Raw genomic sequence first — 14411 nt, 5'->3', positions numbered from 1 at the left:
AAACTCGTACGATTTAGAAAAAGACATTTCCAAGCAGCTTCTCTTAAATTACTTGGTTTTAAGCCCTTTTGATAACGCCATTCCTCTAACGAGATATCAACTGACTCAATCTGTTGAATGAGCCACTCTAAATCGTCTCTTGATCTACGTCCCCTGCCAAAAACTATTTTCCAAAAGCTGGATACGAGTGGGTCTATATCATTAATAGCTATCCGTTGAACTTTCTTCGCTTCTAACAAGGCAATTGAAACACCAGCTCCACCACAGAATGGTTCAGCAAAAACCTCAACAGGAGCTTCCAAAAGAGATAATGCAGATAGAATAAATTTAGTAAAACGAGTCTTACCCCCTGGGTATCGTAGTGGCGATGTGGAAGTCATTAAGAAACAGAAATCTTAGGGTGTAAACTTACTGCCTGAAGAACGTAATCTTTTTATGTTAATCTTTATTTCACTACCAAATTACTTGCAAACCTCTGTCGGCGTAATGAGGGAAGAACGTATCGGGAGAAACGACGGGAAGATTCATAACCAATCCATGAGCAATAATCATTCTATCGAATGGGTCTTTGTGCAATTCCTGCTTAATACCCGTTGTAGGTTTTCCATTAATAATTCGCTGCCAAGGTTTGCTTATAATCTGGTAGTCGAATGTAGTGAGGTAACTGATTGCTGACCATTGTGAATCAAGCAACGTAATACCTAACGTCTGTAATGCTCTTTGGTAGAAGCTGTCAAAATCAGTATCCAGAACAATAAGCCCTTCCCGAATGTGATTAGCTAATTCCCATAGATTTGCCACACAAACATACACTGTATCTGCCTGTTCAATTCGTGTCCGGGCGGTCGGTGATAAAGCTTTTTGGTTACGGGTCAGATAGTCCAGAACAATGGTGTCGATAATAATCTCGTCCATCAGAAACTGAAATTACCCTCACCCGTATAAATATCCTTATCCCAGATTTTTTCGGGGCCTTTACCAAAGAATGGCTTCAGCGTTGAATTATCCAGGTTGCGTTTCTTTTTACGTTTGGCGACTTTGTCGGATTCGCGTACGTTAACGGGTTTGTCTGGCTTCATAACTTCTACAAAATAATCCTTGTCAAATCTACAAAATATACGTTAACAAAGCTTCTTGTTACTTCACAATCCAGGCTTCCTGACTAACACTTCACCCACCCACTCCTCCCCAAACCGTTCCTGCTCAATATGCCAGCCGTTGCGGTTAAGCAATTGAAACAAGCTACGTTCCTCATCCGTTAGATGTGGCAATTCCGTTAAGGGTGTTGTTTCGCCTTGGCTGAGGAGAGGCTTATGGGCCTTGAACGTAGCGCGGTCCATGAGCAGGGATTAGGTTTGGAGGAAGTGTCTGCGGCACTGGTCGAGTATCTGGAAACCGTGAGCTTCCAGATCACCCCAATAGTAGAGTTGTTTGTCGTGGAGCCAGTCAGTGCCGCCTAGCAACGTAACGGCAAAGCCCCCACCCCAGATGGCCAGACTGTCGGGGCGGTTGGGGAAGGTCAGGAACGACGTCAGGTTTTCGATGATGAACACGCGGCCGCCGTCCTGACGTAACGCACGAAACTCGCTTAACCAGACGCTGATGTGCGATAACGCCAAGTATATACGTAACGACTCATCCAGAAACCGAATCCTGACTAATGGCTCTCAGACATTCGAACAAAAGTTTAGAAAGCGGATTCGTCGTCATTTAAATGGCCCGATACCAAAAGATCGAACAGGGTATGCAATCACTTATAGTATATGCTAACAAAAAAGAGACGCGTTTGGCGCGTCTCTTTGGGAAGTAAAAACAGTGGCCTGCCTTTACTTGGGCATGGCAAAGATCGAGGGGTCGATTTTGGGGTTGAACGTAATGTTCGTCAGGTTAATGGTCAGTGGAGCAGGCATACCCGGGTTTTCAAGTTCTAACGAAGACGGAATGGTTAGCCCGTCAACCGTTTTATAATTACCGTATTTGACTTTTACCTCAGATGATTGCCCCTGCACATTGACCATCGCTTTCATGCCGAGCAATTGATACGTAGCCGCATCGACGAAGTAATTCGCAACCCCTTCCGGACGGGTTACTTTCAGATTAAATACGTCTTTGTCATACTGCTTTTCCTTACCCACCAGCTCGACCGGGTATTTTTTATCTTTTGCGATAGCCAGATCAGCTCCGATGACCGATGCATTACCCTTCATCATTTTTAGTTGATCGTCTGGAATCGCCTGAGGAGCCGTACCGCCCGTCATAGGATTAACAGCCCAGCCTTTATCCCCGTCAAAAGCCTGGGTGACCTGCTGCCCCATAATAGACATATCACTACGATACGACTGCCCGACAACAACGGCGGTCTTGCCTGTCAGCTCCTGCCCCATAATACTCATATTCTGATCGTACTGGAGCGATTTAACGGCAGCAATCTTATCAGCTCCGCCTATGGCCGCTAGGTTCTTATTGATAATTTCATCGGCTGTCTGGGCAAAGGATAAAGCCGGAATTGCCACCAGGGCAACGAGGGTAATCAGTTGTTTTTTCATGAAAGTTTGTCAGAAACTATATCAAATATACTGAATCCACTACATAAACGATAGGGTAATAGTCTGCACAATTCAGATAATATGGACAGGTTTCTTCATGGTCGGCAACTTTCGGGGCTAATCGGCTTGCAGGGCTGACAGTCGTTATCTACCTTCATACACTGAAACCTATAATTAAAATTTTAAGATGCTTGCAACAACCCGAATTAAACTCTCTGCTATGATGTTCCTCCAGTTTTTTGTTTGGGGGTCCTGGTATGGACAGATGAGTAAATACCTCTTGACTCAACTTCATTCTACTGGCGATCAGGTAGGTAACGCGTATGCGGCTTTTTCGCTGGCTATGATCATTGCCCCGTTTTTCGTGGGTATGATTGCCGACCGATATTTTGCAGCCCAGAAGGTATTGGGTGTTCTGAATCTGCTGGGAGCTGTGGTGCTGTATTTCATTACGCAAAACACCGACCCCAATAACTTTTTCTACCTGATTCTGGCGTATTGCATTACGTTCGCGCCAACGCTGGCCCTGACCTCGTCCATTGCCATGCAGCAGATGACCACGCCCGAAAAAGAGTTTCCGGGTATTCGGGTGCTGGGTACGGTTGCCTGGATCATTGTGACAAACATTGTGGGGTATTACGGCTTTGGCGATAAAGTAACGATTTTCCAATTATCGATGTACTCGGCGCTTGTTCTAGGCGTTTTCTCGTTCTTCCTTCCCGACACACCTCCTAAAGCGACTACGTCTACTACGTTCTCGCAGATTCTGGGACTGGATGCGTTCAAATTATTTAAAGATCGCTCGTTTGCTATTTTCTTTTTGTCGTCGGTGCTGATCTGTATTCCGCTGTCGTTTTACTACGCTATGGCCAACCCATCTCTGACAGATGGTGGTATGCAGAATGTAGAGAACAAAATGTCGCTGGGGCAAGCGTCGGAAGTGATTTTTATGCTACTGATTCCATTGGCGTACACGCGTCTCGGCGTTAAGAAAATGCTGATTGTTGGCCTGGTCGCCTGGATTATTCGCTTCCTCTGCTTTGGTTATGGCGATGGTGGTTCGGGTGAATGGATGCTTTATCTGGCTATCGTTCTGCACGGGGTTTGCTATGATTTCTTCTTCGTAACGGGCCAGATTTATACCGACAACAAGGCGGGCGAAAAAATCAAATCATCGGCTCAGGGACTTATCTCGCTCGCTACGTACGGTATTGGTATGGGCATCGGCTCTAAACTATCGGGCATGGTACTGGATATGTACACCCGGCCCGATGGCAGCAAAGACTGGCTGGCCGTCTGGCTGGTTCCGGCGGGCATCGCAGCGGCTGTTTTAATCGTCTTTGTCCTGTTATTTACCGACAAAAAACGGACGCTCGCGCAGGAAGATGAGTTGGTAAAGATTAATGGATGATTGACAATGAATAATGTAAAATGGATAATGGACCGTTCTCAATTGTTCATTATCCATTACAAATATTAGTTATGGAAACGAAACGACGGATAGTGATTTATAAGGATCTAAACGAACCTTACCGACAATTTTTGCGGGATGGGATGAACATGACTCCCGATGAGTTGTTCGTCAGTTTTATGAATATGCGGGCGAAAAATCGGCTTATGTTCGGGCTTAAAAAGAAAACCGACAAACGATTGACTATACATAAACCCTCATGGATATAGCGAATCAGGATTATCTTGATTTTACAAAATGTGCCGCCGATAATCAGTTGGTCTACATGATTATCGGCGGTTTTGCCATGTATTTGAATGGGATTCGACGGAATACAGAAGATTTTGATGTTTGGTTACAGCCCACACAGGAAAATGGCGAACGGTTTATTCAGACGCTACTGTGTATGGGCTTCACGTCAGATGAGTTGACCGAACTGAGCCAACATAATTTTACGCAACCAATCGTGTTTGGTTTGCTGGGTGTTATCGACGTAATGACCAGAGTTCATTCCAAACTGGATTTTGACGCGTGTTATCAACGTTCGCGAAGTTATCAGGATGAGCGAGGAGTTAGCGTCCATTTTTTACATCTCAATGACTTACGCCAGACAAAAGTGTGGGCAAGGCGCGATCAGGATTTACGGGATATTATCCAGATTGACGATTTTATTAAGGAAATGGAGGAACGCGACCGTAACCAGAAAAAAGATTAATGCAACTTATTTCTTACAACATCAACGGCATCCGGGCCGCTATCCGTAACGGCCTGCTTGACTGGCTTTCTCAGAACAGCTTCGATGTTCTTTGTTTTCAGGAAGTTAAGGCTACCACCGACGTAGTGGATTTGTCGGTTTTCGAACAATTAGGTTATTGCTATCACTGGCACGCAGCCGAAAAAAAAGGCTACTCGGGCGTAGCAACGTTCTCCAAAATTGCTCCAACGAACGTAGTACTCGGCTGCGGCTTGCCGGTTTATGATTGCGAAGGCCGCATACTACGTACCGACTTTGACGACCTAACGCTGTTAAATTGCTATTTTCCTTCAGGAACAACAGGCGAAGTACGCCAAGGAGTTAAGATGGAGTTTCTGCGTGATTTTTATCAGTACGTCGAAACGCTACGTCAAACGCGGCCGAAGCTGATTGTGGTGGGCGATTACAACATTGCGCACAACGCCATCGACATTCACGATCCGATACGTAACAAAAATACAACGGGTTTTCTGCCCGAAGAACGTGCCTGGATGGATCAGTGGTTTGGTTCAGGAATGACCGATGCGTTTCGTTATAAACATCCTGACGACGTAGCGTATAGCTGGTGGAGTTATCGGGCTGGTGCACGTACCAATAACAAAGGCTGGCGTATAGATTATGCATCTCTAACCGACAATCTCCGCGACCGGATTATCGACGCTAAAATGCTTCCCGACGCCGTTCACGCCGACCATTGTCCGGTGTGGTTGTCACTGAGCGACTGATTGAATTGTTGAATGATTGAATTTTTATCACGCTCTCATTCAACAATTCAATCATTCAACAATTCAATCATTGGACATGTATTTTCTCATCTACAAACCTTACCTTATGCTTTCGCAGTTCAGTCAGGAAGGCGACAAACCAACCCTGGCCGACCTGGATTATGCTTTTCCGAAAGACGTTTATCCCGTTGGCCGACTCGATGCGGACAGCGAAGGCCTGCTTCTGTTAACGAATGATAAGCAACTAAACCATCGGTTACTCAATCCGAAGTTTCGGCATAACCGAACGTATTATGTGCAGGTGGACGGCGCATTAACGGACGATGCCTGTCGTCAGTTATCGGCTGGCGTCACGATTTCGGTCGATGGAAAATCGTATGCTACGTTGCCCGCCGACGCCCGCATTATTGCTGAACCCGTGTTGCCTGAACGCAATCCGCCGATACGGTACCGAGCCAGTATTCCAACATCCTGGCTGTCCATTTCGCTGCACGAAGGAAAAAATCGGCAGGTCCGCAAAATGACGGCTTCAGTTGGCTTTCCAACGCTACGTCTGGTCCGGTGGGCTATTGAATCGCTTACAGCCGAGAACATGCAGCCCGGCCAGGTTCGGGCGTTGAGTCGGGACGAAGTGCTACGTGGTTTGCGCTTATAAAATGCCTTCGTCGGCGAAACTGTAGTACGCTTTGTCGGTGAAAATCAGGTGATCGAGCACCGGAATATCCAGAGTTCGGCCAGCGTCTTTCAGCTTACGCGTCAAGTCTTTATCAGCCTGCGAAGGCATCAGGTTACCCGACGGATGGTTATGAAACAGAATTATGGACGAAGCCAGGTGTTCAATGGCTTGTTTAAAAATGATTTTGGGATCGGCAACGGTTCCGGCGATACCGCCTGTACTAATTTGCACAGGGCGCAGAATTTCGTTCGCGCGATTCATCAGCAAAATCCAGAATTCTTCGTGTGGTTTGTCGATCAAGTGCGGAATCATTTCATTGTACGCATCGCGGGAGCACGTAACGCGGGCGCGTTGCGGGCGGTCCTGCTCTTTCCGTCGGCGCCCCAGTTCGAGCGCAGCCACAATACTGATGGCTTTCGCTTCGCCAATGCCCCGAAATTTCGACAAATCCTTGATACTTAATTTAGCCAGATCATTCAGGTTATTTCCGACACTTTTGAGGATGATTTTCGCTACGTCGACCGCCGTCAGATCAACCGTGCCGGAGTTGATCAAAATGGCGATGAGTTCGGCCTCCGATAAAGCCGCTTTGCCTTTAAGCATCAATTTTTCGCGCGGACGGTCTTCTTCAGCCCAGCTCTGAATAGTACCAGAGGTTTGATACGTCATAAGTATATCACAAATCGATTTTCATCGACAAAGTGCATAAAAAAACCTTACCCGCAAAAAGGTAAGGTTCCGTAAAGACATATCAGCAAGCTAAAATCCTACTTTGACTAAGCAGCAGCAGGTTTCAGGTTATTTACCATACGAGCCAGTTTCGACTTGTTATTGGCGGCTTTGTTCTTATGAATGATGTTACGCTTAGCGAGTTTGTCCAGTGCCGACGATACCGACTTGAACAGTTCAACTGCCATTGCATGATCAGTTGTCGTGCGGAGTTTTTTCACCATGTTCCGGGTCGTAACGTGCTGATAACGGTTTTGCAACCGCTTTTTAGCGCTCGAACGGATTGCTTTTTTTGATGACTTATGGTTTGCCATTGGTATATAAATGAGATCTTGTCGCGATATGAGGGCGCAAAAATAAGAAATTCGGTTGGAACAACCAATAGTTCGAGCCGAATTTCTTCCTGATCATCCAGGTCTATTGCCGAATATCGGCGTTGACAATCAAGGTTTTTTCCCAGATTCCTTTGTGCTGAGCTACAAATTCTTTGTAAGCCGGGGTGTTCTCAAATACTTTGATATCGTCCTCACTCTGAAACGTCAGGTAATGCATGACGTCATAATCAGAAACAGCCTGATTTGGCCGAATTGTCTTGCCAGACGTGTAACCCACGATCTGTGGAATTTCGTGCTTTAGGGCGGCAAAATCGCTCATATGCTGTTCAACAGCTTTGTTTTCGACCCCATTTTTGAATTTAACACACACAATTTGCTGTTTCTGGGCTTTTCGCGCAGGTGAATAAGCACCATAGATTATTAAGGCAAACGCACACATCAGAACAATGATTAGTGTATATCCTTTTGATTTAGCATTCATGGTTTTTGAGGTTTTCTCTTTTTTCGAAATTTTATTCTGAACAACAAGGAAGTTTAGCCAAATAGTTAAATATTTTTCACTAAAAGTACCATGTTTTGTCAAATGTACAACTGTTTTATTTGGCTAATAGTTTTGAGTCATATTTTTTCCGGGAGTTTATTGAGCGGCAGCGGTAACTTATCGGAAAAGGCAGTTGGAAAGGCACCCATATGGGGGTTTTATGCACATCAACAGATCAATCGTTTGGCGGTATTTACGTTGCCGGTTGATATGATGCCTTTTTTTAAAAAGCACATCAATTATTTAACCGATAACGCGGTCAATCCTGACAAGCGTCGGTACGCGGTTGTGGGCGAAGCGCCCCGCCATTTCATAGATTTGGATGCCTATTCCGATACGTCGTCAACAATCTTACCCCGTTACTACAAAGACGCGGCTGATCGCTACGGCGCTGATACGCTGGCTTTGCATGGCATTGTTCCCTGGCAGATTCAACTAACAAAATACCAGTTGACCGAAGCGTTTAAGGAACGTAACGTACGACGTATCCTGCGCGTAGCTGCTGATTTGGGGCATTATATTGCCGACGCCAACGTTCCCTTGCACACAACCCGTAACTACAGCGGCCAACTAACCAATCAGCAGGGTATTCATGGCTTCTGGGAATCGCGACTACCCGAATTGTTTAGCACGGAGTATGATTTTCTGACGGGTCAGGCGGAGTATGTGTATTCGCCCCAGAAAGTGGCTTGGCGCGCTGTATTTAAGGCAAATGCCGCCCTGGATTCTGTGCTTCGTTTTGAGCGGCAATTGACCGAAATAGTCGGTGAGACTCGCAAATTTGGCTTTGAGGAACGTAACGGTGTGACGACTAAAGTCTATTCAGCCGATTTCTCCCGAAAATACCATGACCAGCTACGGGGTCAGGTAGAGCGTCAGATGCGGGCGTCGGTAAAAATGGTTGGTGATTTCTGGTATACCTGCTGGGTTGATGCCGGACAACCCGATTTGCGGGCGCTAGCTGCGCACAAAATGACAGATGATGAGCTAAAAGAAGAAGCTGAGGAAAAGAAAAGTTGGCTAAAGAGGCTGTTTCAGGCAAGAAGTGAGGAATAAAATACTAGAATAACGAGATTATTCAAAATATTCTCAAAAAGTAGCCATAATCTGCCCCTTAACGTATCAGCCTAAATGTCGATATTTGAGCATCTTCAATCTGATCCTCATGCAACATTTTCCTTTGTTAAAAACAGTGGGGCTGGCGCTGGCCTTATTTTCGGGAGTAACTTCCGTATTGGGGCAGTCAACCACGACTCCTACTCTCTCCGGGTTTGTTCCGGCGCGTCAGGCAGCACAAATCAAGCTTGAAGCTGATTTTAAAGCCAAACAATCGTCGGCTGCCTTCAAGCAGCATCTTGAAAAACTGAGTAGCGTTCCGCACATCACGGGTTCGAAAGAAAATGAGCAGGTACGTGACTACATCGCTGAAACCATGCGAAAAGCCGGTTGGCAGGTAGACATTTATCCGCACGACGTATTACTGCCCAAAGGTCCCGGCGACATTGCCGTTGAACTGGTTGAGCCCATACGTCAGCCACTGAATATCCGCGAGTTTTTATTTAAAGAGGATAAGTACAGCGGTGATCCACGCCTGACGCCCGGATACAACGCCTGGTCGGGCTCGGGCGACGTAACGGCCGAAGTCGTGTATGCCAATTATGGTCGGAAGGAAGATTTTGAGCAATTGAAAGCGATGGGCATTTCGGTGAACGGTAAGATTGTGCTGGCGCGCTACGGTGGTAATTTCCGGGGTTATAAAGCGCAGTTTGCGCAGGCTGCCGGAGCGATTGGCGTTATCATTTTTACCGACCCTGCCGACTCGGGCTACATGCGCGGCCTTACATTTCCGGAAGGACCGTATTATAGCGAAAGCGTGATTCAGCGCGGTTCGCTGATTACCACGCCTTATACCGGCGATCCCCTCACCCCCGGCGAAGCAGCCTTGCCGATGGACGCGAAAAATACCCCGAAACGTCTCGATATCAAGGACGTAGTGTTGCACAAGATTCCCGTTACGCCCCTTCCTTATGGTTCGGCCACCGAAATTCTGAAACGCATGACGGGCACCCAAGCCGTTCCGGCCGGTTGGCAGGGTGGTTTACCCTATACGTATCGTCTGGAAGGTGGCAAAGACCTGAAAGTGCGCTTAATGGTGAAGCAGGAAAAAGCAATTCAGCGTATTTATCAGGTGGTTGGTACGTTAACCGGAGCCGAATTTCCGGACGAATGGATTATTGCCGGTTGTCATTACGATGCGTGGTCGTACGGCGCTACAGACCCTAATTCGGGAACAGCCATGTTGCTGAGCATGACAGAGTCGCTGGGCAAATTAGCGAAAGCAGGGCAACGGCCCCGCCGTACGATTAAAGTGTGCCATTGGGATGCCGAAGAACCGGGCGTGATTGGCTCGGCTGAATGGAGCGAACAATTTCGCGACGAGTTGACCCAGAAAGCCGTTGCTTATATGAACTACGATGCCGCCGTTTCAGGACGGAAATTTGGCGCCAGTGCATCGCCATCGATGAAAAAACTAATTATCGAAGCCACACAGTCGGTTCAATATCCTGATTCCAACAAAACCGTTTATCAGCATTGGCTAGGGCATAAAGCGGCCGGTAATCCTACTCGCGTGACGGGCTCATCGGCTCCGGCGGTGATGGCGGGCGAACCAACCATTGGCAATCTGGGTGGTGGCTCCGATCATATAGCGCCCTATATGCACATTGGTATTCCGTCACTGAGCGCGGGTATGGAAGGCCCAACGCTGTATCACTCGCAATACGACGATCTGTATTTCTACGACAAATTCGCAGACCCTACCTACAAAATGGGCCCAACAATGGAACAGGTGGTAGGCACAATGACACTCCGGCTCGCGAATGCCGATCTGGTTCCGTACGACGTAGCGCGTTACCCAACGGATCTGGAAGTTCACCTGAAAGCCGCTGAAAAAGCCATTCAGGCATATGCACCAACGTATTCCATCTCGCCACTGCTGAACGTAGTGACTGACCTGAAAAAGAATGCCGATGCCTGCGAATTAGCTCGTCAAAATTATCTAAAATCGGGACGTACTGATAAACTGGTGGAGTTGAATAAAGAATTACGCTTGCTTGAACGGGCTTTTATCGACCCCAAAGGCAATGCGTTCGGTGGCTGGTACAAATCGCTATACGCTTCGTCGGACCCCAATAGCGGGTACGCTTCCTGGATGTTGCCGGGCTTATTATACGAAGCCTCGCTGAAATCGACGGCTAATCTTCCCGACATCGAAGCTCGGTATAAAAAAGCGATTCAAACGCTTAGCGACAAACTCCTCGCTCTTTCGCAGGGCATGGGTAGTCCATCGGCGGTTGGCAGCAGTAAGTAATCTGTTCTTTTCTCTTGGTACGTAGCAGAGCCACGATTTAAAATCGTGGCTCTGCTTTTTTCGTCTATTTTTGGCTGTCTTTTTAGTTAATACATGGCTTTTATTCAAACCGATACGTTTACGTTGCGGGGTTACGAGTGCGACGCTTTCGGGCGGTTGAGTGTTCCGGCGCTAATGAATTTCATGCAGGAATCCGCCAATCGGAACGCCATTGATTATGGTATCGGTATCGCTGATCTGGAGCAACAGGGGTTCGGCTGGATGCTTATGCGCTTTCAACTACGAATGCATCAGTATCCTCGCTATGGCCAGACGATCCGGGTTATTACGTATCCAACCGCTGTTGAAAAGTTCTTTATTTATCGTGATTTTCGGGTAGAAGATGAAACGGGGCAACTTCTGGCCGATGCGACCAGCGTATGGCTTGTTTTCAGCATCGAAAAAAGAGCGATGGTCCCCCTGCCCGACTTCATTAAACGTTTGAATCCACCAACTGGATTCGATCCTTTACCAAAGCTACCGACCAAGCCTGATTTCCAGACAAAACCGTTTACACCAGCTACTGGCAAAGATGTGGAAGTGGGCTGGCTGAGCATTGATCAAAACCAGCACGTCAACAACGTAGCGTATGTGCACTGGCTGATCGAAGCACTGGACAAAGAAACGCTTCAGACTGGCGAATTAAGCGAAATTGATTTAGTTGACCGTACCGAAAGTCATTGGGGCGACCAAATGCAGGTGCAGGCGGTATCTGAGTCGCCTACTACGTTTATTCACCGGATTGTTCAGCAGGAGTCAGGAAAGGACGTACTGCTGGCACGTAGCCGGTGGACGTTCAACTAAGGTAAAGTGTCGAACCTGAATCAATTAAATCGTTATGCAAACTTCATCACCAACTCAAACCCTAGACGCCGTACTGAGTGGCCTGATGCGTCGATACAGTGAACGCGTTCCTGATGTACAGAACGTAATCAATTCAATGATTGCGGAAGGCATCATTACGTCGCCGGATGAAATAGAGAACGACCATATTGCCTTCCGGACAATGGGCGTACCGAATCTGGGGATTGCGTCGTTTGAAAAGATTTTTCTGCATTACGGTTACCAAAAAAGGGACGAATACAACTTCACGGAGAAGAAATTAACTGCGTACTGGTATAGCCCTCCCGGCGTGAATTCGCCAGAGCCACATTATCCCCGCATTTTTGCCAGTGAGCTACGTGTCCATGAACTGTCAGAAGAAGCACAACGTATCATTCACCGCTACACGGACACCGTAACGAGCGACCCGGTTGATGCGCTGGATCTGGACGACGCCGAAGCTATTGACCAATTTTTGCATCAGCCCCTTTGGCAAACCCCTACATTAGCCGATTATCAGACGTTACTGAAAGAAAGCGAGTATGCTGCTTGGGTAATTTACAATCGCTATTACCTGAACCACTTCACCATCAGTGTCCATAATCTGAAACCGGGTTACAACAGCATCGACGAATACGTAGCGTTTCTGGAACGTCGGGGGCTCCGGCTTAACTCAGCAGGTGGTACAATCAAAGTAAGCCCGGATGGCGGTTTGCGGCAAGCTTCCACTGTGGCACAGATGATCGATGCGGAGTTTGCAGACGATGCTACGTTCCGTATTGCCGGTTCTTACGTAGAATTTGCTGAGCGACGAATACTGCCTCAATTTAAAGATGTACCCGCCGACCAGATTACCCGCCAGCATCGGCGCGAAGGCTTCGAGACGGGAAATGCCGATAAGATTTTTGAGAGTACGTTTACCACGCAAACGGGTAGATAAGGCATTGTTTTAAGTTTTGTCACGTACTCGATAACGCGTATCTGAACCCTGAAAACCTAATCACTTATGAAAACAAAATCTACGTTTCTCCTGCTGGGGCTACTCGTATCGGGGCTGGCTGCGTTCGCTCAGAAAGCCGCACCAGTTGGGTTAGGGCTATATAGTTTTCGTAATCAGTTCTCGAAAGATGTTCCGGGTACTATGGCAAAAGTAAAGCAGATGGGATTCCGGGAAGTTGAGGTGGCCGGTACGTATGGATTAAGTCCGGCCGAGTTCAGGAAAGTGCTGAACCAGAACGGCCTTAAAGCGATCAGCATGGGCGCCAGCTACGAAGATCTGGACAATAACGTACCGAAGGTTCTGGCCGAAGCCAAAGCGTTAGGCGCTAAATACGTAGCGTGTTTCTGGCTTCCTCACGCAGGCGATGCATTCACCATCTACGACGCCGACCGCTCCATCGACGTACTGAACACAGCAGGTAAATTACTGGCCGACAACGGGGTTACGCTCTGCTACCACACACATGGCTATGAGTTTCAGATTTATAAAGATGGTACGTTCTTCGACTATTTGGCGGAAAATCTGAATCCTAAGTATGTTAATTTCGAGATGGATGTTTTCTGGGTAAAGGCCCCCGGTTACGATCCGGTTGCTATTCTGCAGAAATACCCGAAACGGTTTCTGCTCATGCACCTCAAAGATCGTAAACCTGGCACACCCGACTCGAATACCGGTCATGGCGATGTCGAATCGAACGTAACGCTGGGCCAGGGTGATGTAGGCATAACCGCGATCATGAAGCAGGCAAAAAAATCGGGCGTAAAGTATTATTTCATCGAAGACGAATCCTCTCGTTCGCTAGAACAAGTACCCGCCAGCATAGCCTTTCTGGAGCGTTTATAACAAACTTCGCTAGATAAATTTTAATAAAACAGCCCGCTTTTGTGAAAAGCGGGCTGTTTTGTCTCAGGCAGTTTAGTTTTACTTTTTACCCTTGAACACGAATCGCCCGGCCGCCAGCGTACCACTGGCAGGGATGCTTACATCAAGAAGAACATTTGTTCCGTCAATCGTACCTACTTTAGAGGAATTGTCCAGCATATCGTATCCACTACCGCTTTTTTGTAACGTCACCTGACCAAGTGTCTGATTATCATCAGCCTGCCCTGCCTGCTTAAGCGATACAGCCAGCGTAATGGTGTTGGCATCATCCCGGGAAGCTGTCATTGTTCCTGATAGTAACGTTGTTCCCCCACTAACAACAGGTAGCTCGTACTCTTCATAGCCCGTGCCATCACCCGTGTCCTGCCCAAACAGAGTAAGTGCATACGTACCGGCTACAGCAGTAGCAGCATCCGGGGCGGGGTCGTCATTTTTTTTACAGGCAGTAAAGACTACAGTGACGAAAAGAATTAGAATAAGATTTTTCATAAATAATCCGCTTGAGTTGGTAATTGAACAAATTAGAGCAAAAACAATCAGAT

Annotated in this window: 18 protein-coding genes and 1 pseudogene; 10 read left to right on the top strand and 9 right to left on the bottom strand. The window is 47.2% G+C overall.

Annotated elements, in window-relative coordinates; translation table 11 throughout:
• From ACOJS8_RS18110 to ACOJS8_RS18090, 5 genes and pseudogenes are all read right to left on the bottom strand, one after another.
• Positions 1 to 302 (bottom strand): DNA adenine methylase (locus tag ACOJS8_RS18110; RefSeq protein WP_420149954.1); only part of this gene is annotated, 302 nt, incomplete at its 3' end.
• A gap of 151 nt (positions 303 to 453) precedes the next feature.
• Positions 454 to 915, bottom strand: a complete 462-nt coding sequence (locus ACOJS8_RS18105; protein WP_420149953.1) for a type II toxin-antitoxin system VapC family toxin — start codon at positions 913 to 915, stop codon at positions 454 to 456.
• Positions 915 to 1079 carry a hypothetical protein gene (locus ACOJS8_RS18100; protein WP_420149952.1) on the bottom strand — a complete coding sequence of 55 codons (165 nt, stop codon included), beginning with the start codon at positions 1077 to 1079 and terminating at the stop codon, positions 915 to 917. The genes ACOJS8_RS18105 and ACOJS8_RS18100 overlap by 1 nt, the downstream gene beginning before the upstream one ends.
• A gap of 63 nt (positions 1080 to 1142) precedes the next feature.
• A pseudogene (locus ACOJS8_RS18095) lies at positions 1143 to 1652 on the bottom strand (Wadjet anti-phage system protein JetD domain-containing protein).
• Positions 1653 to 1826: 174 nt separating this feature from the next.
• The gene (locus ACOJS8_RS18090) at positions 1827 to 2546 is read right to left on the bottom strand and encodes a LolA family protein (protein WP_420149951.1); all 720 of its coding nucleotides are present in this window, start codon (positions 2544 to 2546) and stop codon (positions 1827 to 1829) included.
• 187 nt (positions 2547 to 2733) lie between these two features.
• Here ACOJS8_RS18090 and ACOJS8_RS18085 point away from each other — a divergent pair, with 187 nt between their 5' ends.
• The 5 genes from ACOJS8_RS18085 (at position 2734) to ACOJS8_RS18065 (ending at position 6130) form a co-directional block, all read left to right on the top strand.
• On the top strand, positions 2734 to 3957 hold the full coding sequence (locus tag ACOJS8_RS18085; protein WP_420149950.1) for a nucleoside permease: 1224 nt from the start codon (positions 2734 to 2736) through the stop codon (positions 3955 to 3957).
• Positions 3958 to 4028: 71 nt separating this feature from the next.
• Positions 4029 to 4226 (top strand): hypothetical protein, encoded by a 198-nt coding sequence (locus tag ACOJS8_RS18080; RefSeq protein WP_420149949.1) that lies wholly within the window; start codon positions 4029 to 4031, stop codon positions 4224 to 4226.
• Entirely contained in the window at positions 4217 to 4711 is a 495-nt protein-coding gene (locus ACOJS8_RS18075) for a hypothetical protein (protein WP_420149948.1), read from the top strand. Before ACOJS8_RS18080 ends, ACOJS8_RS18075 begins: the two co-directional genes overlap by 10 nt.
• Positions 4711 to 5475: an exodeoxyribonuclease III gene (locus ACOJS8_RS18070; protein ID WP_420149947.1), complete on the top strand. Its 765-nt coding sequence runs from the start codon at positions 4711 to 4713 to the stop codon at positions 5473 to 5475. The genes ACOJS8_RS18075 and ACOJS8_RS18070 overlap by 1 nt, the downstream gene beginning before the upstream one ends.
• 76 nt (positions 5476 to 5551) lie before the next feature.
• Positions 5552 to 6130 (top strand): pseudouridine synthase, encoded by a 579-nt coding sequence (locus tag ACOJS8_RS18065; RefSeq protein ID WP_420149946.1) that lies wholly within the window; start codon positions 5552 to 5554, stop codon positions 6128 to 6130.
• Here the strand turns inward: ACOJS8_RS18065 and radC are convergent.
• The 3 genes from radC to ACOJS8_RS18050 all read right to left on the bottom strand — a co-directional run bounded on the left by radC (position 6125) and on the right by ACOJS8_RS18050 (position 7696).
• On the bottom strand, positions 6125 to 6820 hold the full coding sequence (gene radC / locus ACOJS8_RS18060) for a RadC family protein (RefSeq protein ID WP_420149945.1): 696 nt from the start codon (positions 6818 to 6820) through the stop codon (positions 6125 to 6127). The two genes, ACOJS8_RS18065 and radC, sit on opposite strands and share 6 nt — an antisense overlap.
• A gap of 107 nt (positions 6821 to 6927) precedes the next feature.
• Positions 6928 to 7194, bottom strand: coding sequence for a 30S ribosomal protein S20 (gene rpsT, locus ACOJS8_RS18055; protein WP_420149944.1), 267 nt, complete (start codon positions 7192 to 7194; stop codon positions 6928 to 6930).
• A gap of 103 nt (positions 7195 to 7297) precedes the next feature.
• A complete protein-coding gene (locus ACOJS8_RS18050; protein ID WP_420149943.1) occupies positions 7298 to 7696 on the bottom strand; it encodes a Dabb family protein in 399 nt (132 codons plus the stop codon).
• Between the two features lie 90 nt (positions 7697 to 7786).
• Between ACOJS8_RS18050 and ACOJS8_RS18045 the strand changes: the two genes are divergently transcribed.
• The 5 genes from ACOJS8_RS18045 (at position 7787) to ACOJS8_RS18025 (ending at position 13830) form a co-directional block, all read left to right on the top strand.
• On the top strand, positions 7787 to 8812 hold the full coding sequence (locus tag ACOJS8_RS18045; RefSeq protein ID WP_420149942.1) for a zinc dependent phospholipase C family protein: 1026 nt from the start codon (positions 7787 to 7789) through the stop codon (positions 8810 to 8812).
• Positions 8813 to 8921: 109 nt separating this feature from the next.
• Positions 8922 to 11126: a M28 family peptidase gene (locus ACOJS8_RS18040; protein ID WP_420149941.1), complete on the top strand. Its 2205-nt coding sequence runs from the start codon at positions 8922 to 8924 to the stop codon at positions 11124 to 11126.
• A gap of 93 nt (positions 11127 to 11219) precedes the next feature.
• Positions 11220 to 11969, top strand: coding sequence for an acyl-[acyl-carrier-protein] thioesterase (locus ACOJS8_RS18035; protein ID WP_420149940.1), 750 nt, complete (start codon positions 11220 to 11222; stop codon positions 11967 to 11969).
• A gap of 34 nt (positions 11970 to 12003) precedes the next feature.
• On the top strand, positions 12004 to 12927 hold the full coding sequence (locus ACOJS8_RS18030; RefSeq protein WP_420149939.1) for a DUF1338 domain-containing protein: 924 nt from the start codon (positions 12004 to 12006) through the stop codon (positions 12925 to 12927).
• A gap of 66 nt (positions 12928 to 12993) precedes the next feature.
• Complete coding sequence (locus ACOJS8_RS18025) at positions 12994 to 13830, top strand: sugar phosphate isomerase/epimerase family protein (protein WP_420149938.1); 837 nt, start codon at positions 12994 to 12996, stop codon at positions 13828 to 13830.
• Positions 13831 to 13908: 78 nt separating this feature from the next.
• On the opposite strand, the gene ACOJS8_RS18020 is transcribed toward ACOJS8_RS18025, so the two are convergent.
• Positions 13909 to 14358 carry a hypothetical protein gene (locus ACOJS8_RS18020; protein ID WP_420149937.1) on the bottom strand — a complete coding sequence of 150 codons (450 nt, stop codon included), beginning with the start codon at positions 14356 to 14358 and terminating at the stop codon, positions 13909 to 13911.
• Positions 14359 to 14411 lie beyond the last annotated feature (53 nt).

Source organism: Spirosoma sp. (assembly GCF_048594605.1).
Classification (GTDB): Bacteria; Bacteroidota; Bacteroidia; order Cytophagales; family Spirosomataceae; genus Spirosoma.
Note: the sequence above shows the minus strand (reverse complement) of the source record. Positions and strands in the feature narration are given on the sequence as shown.

Coding starts and splice junctions, on each gene's coding strand:
- ACOJS8_RS18065 (WP_420149946.1), top strand. CDS start 5,552: ATGTATTTTCTCATCTACAAACCTTACCTTATGCTTTCGCAGTTCAGT.
- ACOJS8_RS18020 (WP_420149937.1), bottom strand. CDS start 14,358: ATGAAAAATCTTATTCTAATTCTTTTCGTCACTGTAGTCTTTACTGCC.
- rpsT (WP_420149944.1), bottom strand. CDS start 7,194: ATGGCAAACCATAAGTCATCAAAAAAAGCAATCCGTTCGAGCGCTAAA.
- ACOJS8_RS18105 (WP_420149953.1), bottom strand. CDS start 915: ATGGACGAGATTATTATCGACACCATTGTTCTGGACTATCTGACCCGT.
- ACOJS8_RS18090 (WP_420149951.1), bottom strand. CDS start 2,546: ATGAAAAAACAACTGATTACCCTCGTTGCCCTGGTGGCAATTCCGGCT.
- ACOJS8_RS18080 (WP_420149949.1), top strand. CDS start 4,029: ATGGAAACGAAACGACGGATAGTGATTTATAAGGATCTAAACGAACCT.
- ACOJS8_RS18100 (WP_420149952.1), bottom strand. CDS start 1,079: ATGAAGCCAGACAAACCCGTTAACGTACGCGAATCCGACAAAGTCGCC.
- ACOJS8_RS18035 (WP_420149940.1), top strand. CDS start 11,220: ATGGCTTTTATTCAAACCGATACGTTTACGTTGCGGGGTTACGAGTGC.
- ACOJS8_RS18045 (WP_420149942.1), top strand. CDS start 7,787: ATGTTTTGTCAAATGTACAACTGTTTTATTTGGCTAATAGTTTTGAGT.
- ACOJS8_RS18050 (WP_420149943.1), bottom strand. CDS start 7,696: ATGAATGCTAAATCAAAAGGATATACACTAATCATTGTTCTGATGTGT.
- ACOJS8_RS18030 (WP_420149939.1), top strand. CDS start 12,004: ATGCAAACTTCATCACCAACTCAAACCCTAGACGCCGTACTGAGTGGC.
- ACOJS8_RS18025 (WP_420149938.1), top strand. CDS start 12,994: ATGAAAACAAAATCTACGTTTCTCCTGCTGGGGCTACTCGTATCGGGG.
- ACOJS8_RS18070 (WP_420149947.1), top strand. CDS start 4,711: ATGCAACTTATTTCTTACAACATCAACGGCATCCGGGCCGCTATCCGT.
- ACOJS8_RS18040 (WP_420149941.1), top strand. CDS start 8,922: ATGCAACATTTTCCTTTGTTAAAAACAGTGGGGCTGGCGCTGGCCTTA.
- radC (WP_420149945.1), bottom strand. CDS start 6,820: ATGACGTATCAAACCTCTGGTACTATTCAGAGCTGGGCTGAAGAAGAC.
- ACOJS8_RS18085 (WP_420149950.1), top strand. CDS start 2,734: ATGCTTGCAACAACCCGAATTAAACTCTCTGCTATGATGTTCCTCCAG.
- ACOJS8_RS18075 (WP_420149948.1), top strand. CDS start 4,217: ATGGATATAGCGAATCAGGATTATCTTGATTTTACAAAATGTGCCGCC.